13 protein-coding genes are annotated in these 12,982 nt (G+C 68.2%); 11 read left to right on the forward strand and 2 right to left on the reverse strand.

The features are described from left to right. Positions 1-2,603, reverse strand: a 2,603-nt coding sequence (gene rne / locus IHD13_RS10020) for a ribonuclease E (RefSeq protein ID WP_195860908.1), incomplete at its 3' end; no start/stop codon positions are given. Between the two features lie 572 nt (positions 2,604-3,175). Here rne and rluC point away from each other — a divergent pair. Genes rluC through sppA form a run of 3 tightly spaced genes read left to right on the forward strand, consistent with a single transcriptional unit; the run spans position 3,176 to position 5,888 of the window. Next, positions 3,176-4,123, forward strand: a complete 948-nt coding sequence (gene rluC, locus IHD13_RS10025) for a 23S rRNA pseudouridine(955/2504/2580) synthase RluC (RefSeq protein WP_195860909.1) — start codon at positions 3,176-3,178, stop codon at positions 4,121-4,123. 12 nt (positions 4,124-4,135) lie between these two features. Next, the gene (locus tag IHD13_RS10030) at positions 4,136-4,786 is read left to right on the forward strand and encodes an HAD family hydrolase (RefSeq protein ID WP_195860910.1); all 651 of its coding nucleotides are present in this window, start codon (positions 4,136-4,138) and stop codon (positions 4,784-4,786) included. Between the two features lie 25 nt (positions 4,787-4,811). Next, positions 4,812-5,888, forward strand: coding sequence for a signal peptide peptidase SppA (gene sppA, locus IHD13_RS10035; RefSeq protein WP_195860911.1), 1,077 nt, complete (start codon positions 4,812-4,814; stop codon positions 5,886-5,888). Positions 5,889-6,010: 122 nt separating this feature from the next. Here the strand turns inward: sppA and IHD13_RS10040 are convergent, their stop codons facing one another. Then, the gene (locus IHD13_RS10040; RefSeq protein ID WP_195860912.1) at positions 6,011-6,592 is read right to left on the reverse strand and encodes a Maf family protein; all 582 of its coding nucleotides are present in this window, start codon (positions 6,590-6,592) and stop codon (positions 6,011-6,013) included. A gap of 115 nt (positions 6,593-6,707) precedes the next feature. Here IHD13_RS10040 and IHD13_RS10045 point away from each other — a divergent pair, with 115 nt between their 5' ends. The 8 genes from IHD13_RS10045 (at position 6,708) to pabC (ending at position 12,968) form a co-directional block, all read left to right on the forward strand. Beyond that, complete coding sequence (locus tag IHD13_RS10045; protein WP_195860913.1) at positions 6,708-7,235, forward strand: YceD family protein; 528 nt, start codon at positions 6,708-6,710, stop codon at positions 7,233-7,235. Positions 7,236-7,269: 34 nt separating this feature from the next. After that, the gene (rpmF, locus tag IHD13_RS10050; RefSeq protein WP_023005526.1) at positions 7,270-7,440 is read left to right on the forward strand and encodes a 50S ribosomal protein L32; all 171 of its coding nucleotides are present in this window, start codon (positions 7,270-7,272) and stop codon (positions 7,438-7,440) included. A 36-nt stretch (positions 7,441-7,476) separates the two neighbouring features. Continuing rightward, positions 7,477-8,493 (forward strand): phosphate acyltransferase PlsX, encoded by a 1,017-nt coding sequence (plsX, locus tag IHD13_RS10055; protein ID WP_195860914.1) that lies wholly within the window; start codon positions 7,477-7,479, stop codon positions 8,491-8,493. A 106-nt stretch (positions 8,494-8,599) separates the two neighbouring features. Further along, positions 8,600-9,550 (forward strand): ACP S-malonyltransferase, encoded by a 951-nt coding sequence (fabD, locus tag IHD13_RS10060; protein ID WP_195860915.1) that lies wholly within the window; start codon positions 8,600-8,602, stop codon positions 9,548-9,550. 41 nt (positions 9,551-9,591) lie between these two features. Then, positions 9,592-10,335, forward strand: coding sequence for a 3-oxoacyl-ACP reductase FabG (gene fabG, locus IHD13_RS10065; RefSeq protein WP_195860916.1), 744 nt, complete (start codon positions 9,592-9,594; stop codon positions 10,333-10,335). A gap of 123 nt (positions 10,336-10,458) precedes the next feature. Next, on the forward strand, positions 10,459-10,692 hold the full coding sequence (acpP, locus tag IHD13_RS10070; RefSeq protein WP_016414620.1) for an acyl carrier protein: 234 nt from the start codon (positions 10,459-10,461) through the stop codon (positions 10,690-10,692). Positions 10,693-10,920: 228 nt separating this feature from the next. Then, complete coding sequence (gene fabF / locus IHD13_RS10075; RefSeq protein ID WP_195860917.1) at positions 10,921-12,159, forward strand: beta-ketoacyl-ACP synthase II; 1,239 nt, start codon at positions 10,921-10,923, stop codon at positions 12,157-12,159. Positions 12,160-12,167: 8 nt separating this feature from the next. Then, positions 12,168-12,968 carry an aminodeoxychorismate lyase gene (gene pabC / locus IHD13_RS10080; RefSeq protein ID WP_195860918.1) on the forward strand — a complete coding sequence of 267 codons (801 nt, stop codon included), beginning with the start codon at positions 12,168-12,170 and terminating at the stop codon, positions 12,966-12,968. Positions 12,969-12,982 lie beyond the last annotated feature (14 nt).

The raw sequence follows: 12,982 nt of genomic DNA on the forward strand, positions 1-12,982 counted from the left end.
GCCTTCACGTCTTGGGCCTTGGCCTCCGGCTTGGCTTCTTGCTTCGCCTCGGGCTGCTTGGGCGCTTCGGCCTTCACATCTTGGGCCTTGGCCTCCGGCTTAGGCTCTTGCTTCGCCTCGGGCTGCTTGGGCGCCTCGGCCTTCACATCTTGGGCCTTGGCCTCCGGCTTGACGTCTTGCTTCGGCGCCTCGGGCTTGGGTTCGGCCTGCTCGCCTTCCTGTTGCGCCTGGGCCAGCAGTTTCTGCTGCTCGGCCTCGGCCTGGGGGTTGATGGCGTGCTGGCGGGAGCGCTGGCGTGGGTTGTTGCGGATACGCTTGGGCTCGCCGCTACTCTCGACCTTCTCCTGAGGCTTGTCCTGGGCCGTCTCCTGGGGCCGAGCGGCCTTGGGGGCGTCGGCCTTGGCGTCCGGCTTGCCGCCGTCGCGACCGGGGCGGGCGTCCCCGCCCTGGCGACGGTTGTCCTGACGGTTGTCCTGACGGTTGTCCTGACGGTTGTCCTGACGGTTGTCCTCCTGGCGGCCACGACCGCGGCCCCCTCGGTTGTCCTGGCGCGATTCCGCCTCACCGCGCCCGCCGCGGCGGTTATCCCGGCGACCCTCGTCGCGGCGGTTGTCGCCGTCCTGAGCCTGGCGGCGGTTATCGTCCTGGCGGCGCTCCTGACGCCCGTCCTGAGCCTGGCGGCCACGACCGTCCTGGGGCTGACGGCTCTCCTGGCCCTGGCGACCCCGACGGTTGCCGCCGCGGGGCTGGCGGTCGCCGCGATTGTCCTGGCGGGCCTGGGAGTCGTCGCGCTTGGCCGGTGGCTTGGTCTGGCCGGCGTCGCGACTCTCGGCTTCGCCACCCAGCAGCTTGCCCAGCCCCTTGACCAGGCGGGAAATCAGGCCGCCGCTCTCGGCGGGGGCCGCCTGAGGTTTGGGCGGGGCCTGGGGCGCCGGCTGAGCCTGGGGCTTGGCCGGCTCCGGGGTGCTCGGCTCTTCGCGCAGGGAGGCTGGGGCCGGGGCGTTATGGGTCACGCTCTTGACCGCGGCCTCGACGCGGGGTGCCGGCTTCTCGAAGGAGGGATCCGGCTCCTTGCCCACCTCGGTGTCGGTGGAGAGCTCGAAGCTCGACTTGCCGCTGTCGTCCTGCTCGCTCAGGTGGTCGTCGCGCAGGCGCTGGACATCGTAGTGGGGGGTGTCCATCTCCGGGTTGGGCAGCAGCACCACCTGGACGTCCTGACGGCGCTCGATATCCGCCAGCACCTTGCGCTTCTCGTTGAGCAGGTAGGTGGCCACCGGCACCGGCAGGATGGCGCGGATCTGGGCGCTGCGCTCCTTCATCGCCTCTTCTTCGATCAGACGCATGATGGAGAGCGACAGGGAGCGCACGTCGCGGATGGTGCCCTGGCCGTTACAGCGCGGGCAGACCACGCCGCTGGTCTCGCCCAGGGAGGGGCGCAGGCGCTGGCGCGACATCTCCATCAGGCCGAAGCGGGAGATGCGGCCGATCTGCACCCGGGCGCGATCCAGCTTGAGGGCGTCGCGCATGCGATTCTCGACCTCGCGCTGGTTGCGCGCCGGACTCATGTCGATGAAGTCGATCACCACCAGGCCGCCGATATCCCGCAGGCGCAGCTGGCGAGCGATCTCGTCGGCCGCCTCCAGGTTGGTCTGCAGGGCGGTCTCCTCGATATCGCTGCCGCGGGTGGCCCGGGCGGAGTTGATGTCGATGGAGACCAGCGCCTCGGTGTGGTCGATGACGATGGAGCCGCCGGAGGGCAGCTTCACTTCCCGCTCATAGGCGGTCTCGATCTGCGACTCGATCTGGAAGCGCGAGAAGAGCGGCACTTCGTCGGCGTAGAGCTTGATCTTCTGCTGGTAGGAGGGCATCACCTGGCGGATGAAGCCCAGCGCCTCCTGGTGGATCGTCTCGCTGTCGATCAGTACCTCGCCGATGTCCTGGCGCAGGTAGTCGCGCATGGCGCGGATGATGACGTTGGATTCCCGGTAGATCAGGAAGGGGGCGGGGCGTTTGCCGGCCTCCTCGGTGATCGATTCCCATACCTGCACCAGGTAGTCCAGGTCCCACTGCAGCTCCTCGGCGGAGCGGCCGATCCCGGCGGTGCGCACGATCACGCCCATCTTGTCCGGCAGCGTCAGCTGGCCCATGGCTTCCTTGAGCTGGCTGCGCTCCTCGCCCTCGATGCGACGGGAGATACCGCCGGCCCGGGGGTTGTTGGGCATCAGCACCAGGAAACGGCCGGCCAGGGAGATAAAGGTGGTCAGGGCGGCGCCCTTGTTGCCACGCTCCTCCTTGTCGACCTGGACGATCACTTCCTGGCCCTCCTTCAGCACCTCCTTGATGCTGGGGCGGCCGGACGCTTCCTTGACGAAGTAGTCCCGGGAGATTTCCTTGAGGGGCAGGAAGCCGTGACGCTCGGCGCCGAAATCGACGAAGGCGGCTTCCAGGGAGGGTTCGACGCGGGTGATCTTGCCGCGGTAGATATTGGCTTTCTTCTGTTCCCGGGCACCGGATTCGATGTCCAGATCGTAGAGGCGTTGTCCATCGACCAGGGCGACGCGCAGCTCTTCGGGCTGGGTCGCGTTGATGAGCATCCGTTTCATGTCGTCTCGCTTGTTGGGGCGTGCCGGTAGGCAGCCCTCGAGCAACGGCGTCGACGAACCGCTGGGTGCAGCGTGCTTGTGCTCAGCGCATGTCGCGGATGCGTGTGCGCCCGGCCTTACCGGAGCCTTGTAGCGCCGCCGGTACGGCATGACCATGTTGAGTACGGGGTGGAGGCGGAACATGTCTCGGTGAGGTCGTCTCATCCGGTTCCGCGGTCACCACCAACACCTGGCATTCATCGATTCGCCAACGCCGGCCTTCGGCACGCTGTTGTTAACTCCCGTGCCCGGTCGCCATTCCATGCCAGGAAGTGAACGGCCGGGGCGGGCGTGGCGTTGCAATTCTGTTCTTTCGCTATTCGGTGCCGAGATGTCGCCGTGGCGGCATCGCGGTCACTCGATCCGTCGCTCGGGCCTGCGTGTCGATGAGGCAGGCGCAATCGCCGGGCGCTTGTCGCCCATCTGAGCGACTTCGGAATATAACAGCAATAGGGGGGTGCAGCAATTGACCTCAGCGGCCCGGGAGTGCGGTAGACTAGGGGTTTTCCACGGGTTCGACAGGAGTAGAGTGCATGGCCGAAGGGCGCGAGGTGCAGTGGGTGGAAGTCGCCGAGGGCCAGGTGGGTCAGCGCATCGATAATTTCCTGCGTACCCGCCTCAAGGGGGCCCCCAAGACCCTGGTCTATCGCATCGTGCGCAAGGGTGAGGTGAGGGTCAACAAGAAGCGGGTCAAGGCGGACTATCGCCTGGCCCTGGGTGACGTGGTACGCATTCCGCCGCTGCGTCTGGCCCCGGAGGAGGCGGTGCGCGAGGTCAGCGAGAGCCTGCGCAACCTGCTGGCCGGTAACGTGCTGCTCGAGGGGCGCGACTGGCTGGTGATCAACAAGCCGTCGGGGCTCGCCGTGCATGGCGGCAGCGGGGTCAAGATCGGCCTGATCGAGGCGCTGCGCCAGGTGCGCGAGGATCTCGACTTCCTGGAGCTGGTGCATCGCCTGGATCGCGACACCTCCGGCTGCCTGCTGCTGGCCAAGTCGCGCCCGGCGCTGCTCTCCCTCAACAACGCCCTCAAGCAGCGCCAGATGGACAAGCAGTACCTGGCCCTGGTGGCCGGGCGCTGGCCGGCGCGGCGCGATTTCGTCAGTGCACGGCTCGACCGCTATGAGGCGGGCAACGGCGAGCGGCGGGTGCGGGTCGACCCGGAAGGCAAGGTGTCGCGGACTCGCTTCGCGGTGCGCGAGGCCTTCGCCGGCGCGACCCTGGTGGAGGCCGAGCCGGTCACCGGGCGCACCCACCAGATTCGCGTGCACGCCGCCCATGCTGGCCATCCGCTGCTGGGTGACGACAAGTACGGCTCCCGGGAGGGGGCGGTGCTGGCGCGGCGCCTGGGGCTGGGACGACTCTTCCTGCACGCCGCGGCCCTGACCTTCCCCGAGCCCACCAGCGGGCGCCCGGTGCAGATCAAGGCGCCCCTGGGGGACGAGCTGGAGACGGTGCTGAGCCGCGCCCGCCGCCTCTCCTGAATCGAGGATTCCATGCGTTATCGACTGATTATTTTCGACTGGGATGGCACCCTGATGGACTCGGAGTCGCGGATCGTCGGCTGCATGCAGGCGGCGGCCCGGGATGCCGGCTGGGGCGAGCTTTCCGCCGAGAGCGTTCGCGATATCATCGGCCTGGGGCTGCCGGAGGCGATCGCCAGGATGTGTCCGGGCATCGCCGCCGACCAGGCCGAACGCCTGCGCGAGCGCTATACCCACCATTTCGTCGCCGCCGACCAGGCTCCCATGGCCTTCTTTCCCGGGGTCGAGGACGGCATCGCGCGGCTGCGCGGCCGCGCCGAACAGCGCCTGGCGGTAGCCACCGGCAAGAGTCGGCGTGGCCTGAATCGGGTGTTCGCCGCCAACGGCAGCGGCGCCTGGTTCCATGCCAGCCGCACCGCCGACGAGACCCGCTCCAAGCCTCACCCCTTGATGCTCGAGGAACTGCTGGCGGAACTGATGGTGCCGGTGGAGGAGGCGCTGATGGTGGGGGATACCGAGTATGACCTGGAGATGGCCCGGGCCCTGGGGATGGATCGCGTGGCGGTCACCTACGGGGTGCATGCCCCGGAGCGGCTGGCGGCGAGCCGACCCACCTTCGTGGCCGAGCGCTTCGAGGCGCTGATCGACTGGTTGCACCAGTGAGTCGTTGATTGAGGAGCAGGATGCCATGAGCGATGACAAGCCCGATGACCGCTGGACCCAGGGGCCGGAGATCAAGCCCGGCGAGGCGCCGCCGCCGCGAGGGGCGAGCGGCGACGGTGCCGCGCCCTCCGGCGAGGATGCCGAAACCCTGCGCGAGCGCCAGCGCCTGGCCCAGGTGGAGATGCTCGACCGCTGGGTGGGCGGCGTGCTGGCGGAGCAGCGTCGCTCGCGACGCTGGACGCTGTTCTTCCGCTTCTTCTTCGCGGCGCTGATCCTCGCCTCCCTGGGTACCACCCTCTATGGGCTCTTTATCGCCGGCCAGCCGTCGGCGGTCACCGAGCGCCATCTGGGGGTGGTGGAGGTCAAGGGGGTGATCGACAGCGACTCGCCGGCCAGTGCCGAGCGGATCATCGAGGGGCTTAACCGGGCCTGGCGGGCGGAGTCCGCGGCGGCGGTGGTGCTGCGCATCGACAGTCCCGGGGGGAGTCCGGTGCAGTCCCAGCGCATCTACGAGGAGATCCGTCGCCTGCGTGCTCAGGGCGACAAGCCGGTCTTCGCCGTGATCGAGGATATTGGTGCCAGCGGGGCCTATTATATTGCCGCCGCCGCTGACGAGATCTATGCCGCCCCGGCCAGCCTGGTGGGCTCCATCGGGGTGATCTTCGCCAGTTTCGGGCTGGAGGAGGCCATCGATCGCCTGGGGGTGGAGCGGCGGGTCTTCGCCGCGGGGGACAACAAGGCCTTCCTCGACCCGTTCTCGGCCATCGCCCCGGAGCAGGCACGCTTCTGGCAGGAGGTGCTGGAGACCACTCACTGGCAATTTATCGAGGCGGTGCGGGAGGGGCGCGGCGAGCGCCTGGGTGACGATCCGCGACTCTTCTCCGGCCTGGTGTGGAGCGGCGAGCAGGGCGTCGAGCTGGGGCTGGTGGATGGCTTGCAGAGCCTCGATGGCCTGGCTCGGGAGATGGGTATAGAGCGGATGCAGGACTACACTCCGCGGCTGGACCCCTTCGAGCGCCTGACCCGGCACTTCGGCCGTGTCGCCGCCGAGTGGGTCGGCCTGCCCACCACCCAGTCGCCGTTGCGCTACCAACTCCACTAACCGCCCGGACTGCGTCCGGAGCTTGAAGCCTTAAGCTTGACGCTGGAAGAAACATCGCCCCCATGGCCTTGCCATGGGGGCGATTCACATTAGGCGGCTATCCAGCTTCCAGCTTTTAGGCTTTAGCCGAGCGGATCGAGGCCTGCTTCCCGTAGCAGGGCGCAGAGGCGGATCAGCGGCAGGCCGATCAGGCTGTTGGGGTCGTCGCCCTCCAGGCGCTCGAAGAGGGTGATGCCCAGGCCCTCCATGCGGAAGCTGCCGGCGCACTCCAGCGGGCGCTCGCGCTCGACATAGGTGGCGATCTCCGTCTCGCTGAGGCGTCGGAAGTGCACGTCGAAGGGTTCGTGGCAGACCCAGTGGCGGCCGGCGGCGGTGTCGAGCAGGGCCAGGCCGGTCAGGAAACGCACGCGATGCCCGGAGAAGCGTGCCAGCTGAGCCCGGGCGGCGGCCTCGTCGGCGGGCTTGCCGAGGATCTCGCCATCGAACAGGGCCACCTGGTCGGAGCCGATGATCAGGTGGCTCGGGTAGTCATCGGCCAGGCGGCTGGCCTTGGCCAGCGACAGGCGATGCACCAGGGCCTGGGGGGACTCGCCGGGACGCGGTGTCTCGTCGATATCGGGGGTGGCCCAGGCATAGGGCAGTTGCAGGCGGTCGAGCAGCTGGCGACGCCAGCGGGATTGCGAGGCCAGAACCAGGCGCGTCATAGGGGCTCCATCATGGCGGGGCATGACCGCCCCATGGCGAATTGGCCGCAAAGGTCCGATAGGCGGCAATACGCGCTTTGACAGGGGCGGGGGGAGTGCCTATCATTGCGCGCCTATGTCCAAGACTCAACTCCCCCGACAGGTCGAGCCGCACCGGCTGGCCGCCAATGGCGAAAGCCTCCAGGGCCAGCTGGCGCTGGATGCCTTGCTACGCCTGGTGGACGAGGCGGGGCCCCAGACGGGGCACTGCCAGGTGCGCCTCGACTTCGCCATCGACCCTCAGGGGCGGCGTACCATCGAAGGCTGGCTCGAGGCCGAGGTCAGCCTGCCGTGTCGGCGTTGCCTGACGCCGATGGCGACCCGGGTCGAGAGCCATTTCCAGCTGGGGGTGGTCAGCAGCGACGCCCAGGCGGCGAACCTGCCCGGCTACCTCGAGCCGGTCCTGGTGGAGAACGAACAGCTGAACCTCCTGACGGTGGTCGAGGATGAACTCCTCCTGAGCCTGCCCCAGGTGGTTTACCACGACGAGACGCAGTGTCGCGTCTCTCGCGACCAGCTGACCAGCGGGGCGGACTCCGAGGCCTCGGAAAAGCCTGCTGCCAGTCCTTTCGAGGTGTTGCGCACCCTGAAAGGCAAACACTGATTTCATTGACGAAGCACTCTGGAGTGATACACCCATGGCTGTCCAACAGAACCGCAAGACCCGTTCCAAGCGCGGCATGCGTCGTAGCCACGACGCCCTGAGCGCCCCGGCCCTGTCCCAGGACAAGGAAACCGGTACCACTCACCTGCGCCACCACGTCTCCCCGGACGGCTTCTACCGTGGCCGCAAGGTCGTCGACGCTTAAGTCGGCGTCATCCTTGGCGACGCTCGACGCCCGGGCGTGAGACTCGCCATCGATGCGATGGGCGGGGACCTGGGTCCCCGTGCCACCGTGCAGGGGGCGGCCCTGGCCCTGGCGGCCAACCCCGCCCTCGAAGTTTCCCTGTTCGGGCCCGAGCAGCAACTCGCTGCGGAGCTCGATGCCCTGCCCAGGCGACTGGCCCAATACCAGGCGCGCCTCTCCCTTTGTCACTCCCCCCATGTGATCGACCAGGCCATGCGGCCTTCGGTGGCCCTGCGTGCGCCCCGCGACACCAGCCTGGCCATGATGTTGGAGTGGGTGGCCCAGGGGCGGGCCGACGCCGGAGTCAGCGCCGGCAATACCGGGGCCCTGATGGCCCTGGCGCGGCGTGAGCTGGGCATGGTGGCCGGGATTCCGCGCCCTGCCATCAGCACCGCCATCCCGACGCGGCGTGGTGGCCACTGCTACCTGCTCGACCTGGGCGCCAACGTGGATGCGCCGGCGGCGCGCTTGGTAGACTTCGCCCGCCTCGGCGAGGCCATGGCGCGCTGTATCGATGGGCTGGCCGCTCCTCGGGTGGCCCTGCTCAACGTGGGCGTGGAGGGCACCAAGGGGCCGGCCAGCGTGCGCGAGGCGGACGCCCGGCTGCGCGAGCTGGCGGGGCTGGATTACCGCGGCTTCGTCGAGGGCGGTGATATCTTCGCCGGCGAGGTCGACGTGGTGGTCTGCGACGGCTTCGTGGGCAACGCGGTGCTCAAGGCCAGCGAGGGGCTGGCCAGGCTCCTGGTGGAGCGGGTGCAGCGGGCCTTCGAGGCGCGCTGGAGCGGGCGCCTGGTGGCGGCCCTGGCGCGCCCGGCCCTGCGCCAGCTCAAGAATGAGCTCGATCCGGTGCGCTACAATGGGGCCAGCCTGCTGGGCCTGAAGGGGATCGTGGTCAAGAGTCACGGTAGTGCCAGTGCCGAGGGCTTCGCCTATGCGGTGGCGCGGGCCGTCGAAGAGGGGCGCCGTGAGTTGCCGGGGCATCTGGAGCGGGCCCTGGGAGGCCATCGGGCTTGACCGATCCGGGTGGGCGGTCGGCTATCGTCTCGGCCGCGGGCGGTCGAGACGATAGCGGGATCGGAACCTGCTGAATCGACGAATAAAATACGTAAAGGTGATAGTCATGACCCAATCCTTGGCCCTCGTCTTCCCCGGGCAGGGTTCCCAGCAGGTCGGCATGCTGCGGGAACTGGCCGAGCGCTACAGCGTGGTACGTACCACCTTCGAGGAGGCCTCGGAGGCCCTCGGCTACGACCTCTGGCATGTGGTGCAGGAGGGGCCCGCCGAGGCCCTCAATGCCACCGCCTGCACCCAGCCGGCCCTGCTGGCCTCCAGCGTCGCCACCTGGCGGGTCTGGCAGGAGCTGGAAGGCCCGCGCCCCGGTGCCATGGCCGGTCATAGCCTGGGCGAATACAGCGCCATGGTCTGTGCCGGGGTGATGACCTTCGCCGAGGGCATCAAGCTGGTGCGTCTGCGCGGCGAGGCGATGCAGGAAGCGGTGCCCGCCGGCGAGGGGGCCATGGCCGCGGTGCTGGGCCTGGAGAATGCCGCCGTTGAGGCGGCCTGCCGGGAAGCCTCCGGCGCTGGCGTGGTGGCCGCGGTCAACTATAATGCGCCCGGTCAGGTGGTGATCGCCGGGGCCAAGGCCGCGGTGGAGCGGGCCATCGCCCTGTGTCAGGAGGCCGGTGCCAAGCGCGCCCTGCCACTGCCGGTGTCGGTACCTTCCCACTGCGAGCTGATGCGTCCCGCCGCCGAGCGCCTGGCCGCGGCCATGGAGGCCATCGAGCTGCGCGCGCCGCGCTATACGGTGGTGCAGAACGTGGACGCTCGGGCCCACGATGACCTGGACAGCCTGCGCACTCGCCTGGTGGAGCAGCTTTATCGCCCGGTGCGCTGGACCGAGTGCATCGAGGCGATGGCCGGCGAGGGCGCCGAGCTGTTCGTGGAGTGTGGCCCCGGCAAGGTGCTGACCGGTCTCGGCAAGCGCATCGTGCGGGGCAGCAAGGGGGTCGCCATCAATGACCCGGACAGCCTGGATACGGCCCTCGAGCTGGCTCGCGAGCTGGCCGGCTGATCCCTCGACCACTACGGACTCAAACTTTTTCAGGATTGATTATGACGAGCGAACGCAGAATTGCCCTGGTGACCGGCGCCAGTCGCGGCATCGGTCGTGCCATCGCCCATGAGCTGGGCCGCCAGGGGCGCATCGTGATCGGTACTGCCACCAGCGAGGCGGGCGCCGAGAAGATCGCCGCCGACCTGAAGGCTCAGGGCATCGAGGGCACGGGCCTGTGCCTGGACGTGACCGATCCGGCCAGCGTCGATGGGGTGATCAAGGCGATCAACGAGACCTATGGGGCGCCCACCATCCTGGTCAACAACGCCGGCATCACCCGCGACAACCTGCTGATGCGCATGAAGGAAGACGAGTGGGATGCGGTGATGGACGCCAACCTCAAGTCGGTCTACCGGGTCAGCAAGGCGTGCCTGCGCGGCATGACCAAGGCGCGCTTCGGTCGCATCGTCAACATCAGTTCGGTGGTGGCCACCATGGGTAACCTGGGGCAGGCCAACTATGCCGCCGCCAAGGCCGGCATGGAGGGCTTCGCCCGCGCCCTGGCTCGGGAGGTGGCGAGCCGCGCCATCACCGTCAACTCGGTGGCCCCGGGCTTTATCGCCACCGACATGACCGAGGCCCTGCCCGAAGCACAGCATGAGGCCCTGCTCACCCAGATTCCCCTCGGCCGGCTCGGCCAGCCCGAGGAGATCGCCGCCGCCGTGGGCTTTCTGACCAGCGAGGCGGCGGGCTATATCACCGGCGAGACCCTGCAGGTCAACGGCGGGATGAATATGCGCTGATCCATCCGGGGGACGCATCTGTTGCGTCCCTCAGGTGCGGTCTATAAACTACCCCGCAGCTTCGCTTGCGGATTTCGTACGGGGTTCCGTGCGGCTTATTTGAACGATTGGAGTGACTTGAGAATGAGCACTATCGAAGAGCGCGTGAAGAAGGTTGTGGCCGAGCGCCTGAACGTCAAGGAAGAAGATATCCAGAACACTTCTTCTTTCACCGAAGACCTGGGTGCCGACTCCCTGGACACCGTGGAACTGGTGATGGCGCTCGAAGAGGAATTCGACACCGAAATCCCCGACGAAGAAGCCGAGAAGATCACTACCGTTCAGGAAGCGATCGACTACGTCAACGCCCACCAGTAAGCCTGGGCGTGCCGCCTTCGTCGCGGCGTAACGGAGCCCCGTCAGGCTTCGTCGCGGGAGCCGTCCTGAATCTCAGGGCGGCTCCCGCGCGTTTTTGTGCTCTGCCCGCGCCTCGGTACGACTCCCCATCCCATGCGGGACGATGGTCGGGTATAATGCGCGCAGATGCGGCACGCTGCCGGTAGTAGCGTCTTGGCCGTGCCACCCAACACGTCTGGAGGAAAGCAGATGCCTCGTAGAAGGGTCGTGGTGACCGGGCTCGGTCTGGTGACACCCGTAGGTAACAGCGTCAAGGAGAGCTGGGACAATATCGTCGCCGGCAAGAGCGGGATCGCCCCCATCGAGCACTTCGATGTGAGCGGTTTCAATACCCGCTTCGGGGGATCGGTCAAGGACTTCGACGTGAGTCCTTACATGAACCCCAAGGATGCCCGCAAGATGGACCTGTTTATCCAGTACGGCATCGCCGCTGGGGCCCAGGCCATCGAGGATGCCGGCATCGAGTGCAGCGAGGCCAATGCCCACCGCATCGGTGTGGCCATCGGCTCCGGCATCGGCGGCCTGCCGATGATCGAGCACAACCATAATGCCCTCAACAAGGGCGGTGCGCGGCGCATCTCGCCCTTCTTCGTGCCGGGCTCCATCATCAACATGATTTCCGGCAACCTGGCCATCCAGCATGGCTTCCAGGGCCCCAATATCGCCATCACCACCGCCTGCACCACCGGGACCCATAACATCGGCTATGGGGCGCGCACCATCGCCTACGGCGATGCCGACGTGATGATCTGCGGCGGCGCCGAGATGGCCACCACCCCCCTGGGGCTGGGCGGCTTCTCCGCGGCCCGGGCGCTCTCGACCCGCAACGACGATCCCCAGGCCGCCAGCCGCCCCTGGGATCGTGACCGGGATGGCTTCGTGCTCTCCGACGGCGCCGGGGTGCTGGTGCTGGAAGACTACGAGCACGCCAAGGCGCGTGGCGCCACCATCTATGCCGAGGTGGCCGGCTTCGGCATGAGCGACGACGCCTACCACATGACGGCGCCGCCGGAGGACGGTCGCGGCGCGGCGGCGTCCATGCGCAACGCCATCCTGGATGCCGGTATCGATGCCTCGCGCATCGACTACATCAATGCCCACGGCACCTCCACCCCGGCCGGAGACCTGGCCGAGAGTCGTGCCGTGGAGCAGGTGATGGGGGACGCCGCCAAATCGGTGGCGGTGAGCTCCACCAAGTCGATGATTGGTCACCTGCTGGGAGCCGCCGGGGCAGTGGAGGCGGTGTTCAGTATCCTGGCGATCCGTGACCAGGTGGCGCCGCCGACCATCAACCTGGATAACCCCCAGGAGGGCTGCGTGCTCAACTATGTGCCCCATAGTGCCCAGGAGAAGCGCATCGAGGTGGCCCTGTCCAACTCCTTCGGCTTCGGCGGCACCAATGGCTCCCTGGTCTTCACCCGCGTCTAGGGGACGTCATGTGGGAAGATGCCCGGGCTCCGCTGCCCCTGGATGACCGGGGGCTCGCCTATGGCGACGGTCTCTTCGAGACGGTGCTGGTGCGCGACGGCCGGCCGCTGCTCTGGGAGGCCCACCTGGCGCGCCTGGCGCGGGGCTGTGCGCGGCTCGGCTTCCCCATGCCCGAAGGCCTGGCGGCCCTGCCCGCCCAGGCCGGTCCCGGCCTCAAGGTGCTCAAGCTGATCGTCACCCGGGGCGGGGGTGGGCGCGGCTACCTGGCGCCCGAGACGCCCAGCCCGCGGCTGCGCTGGCAGCTCTCTGACTTCGCCCCCCGTCCCGAGCACTGGGCCGGGGTGCGAGTGCGCCACTGCGCGTTGCGCCTGGGCATTCAACCAGCCCTGGCGGGGCTCAAGCACCTCAACCGGCTGGAGAATGTCCTGGCCCGGGGCGAGTGGTCGGACCCGGCCATCGCCGAGGGGCTCCTCTGCGACAGTGACGGCCGGCTGGTGGAGGCGACCTGCATGAACCTGGTGTGGCGGCGGGGCAGTCGGCTCGAGACCCCGGACCTGAGCCGCTGCGGCGTGGCCGGGACCCTGCTCGCCGAGCTCCATGAGCGCCATCCCATCGCCCGGGTGAGCGTCGGGCCCGAGGTGCTGGAGCAGGCCGAGGCGGTGTGGCTGCTCAACTCCGTCCAGGGGGTCTGGCCGCTGACCCGGCTCGATGCCGCCGATGGCCGCTGCCTCAAACGCTGGTCCCCGGGGGCGGCGTTGCGGGAATTGCCGGCCCTGGCTCACCCGCTGCTGGGCTATCCCGTTCCCTGATCTCTGCCCATCTG

This window comes from Halomonas sp. 328 (assembly GCF_015645095.1).
Lineage (GTDB): Bacteria > Pseudomonadota > Gammaproteobacteria > Pseudomonadales > Halomonadaceae > Bisbaumannia.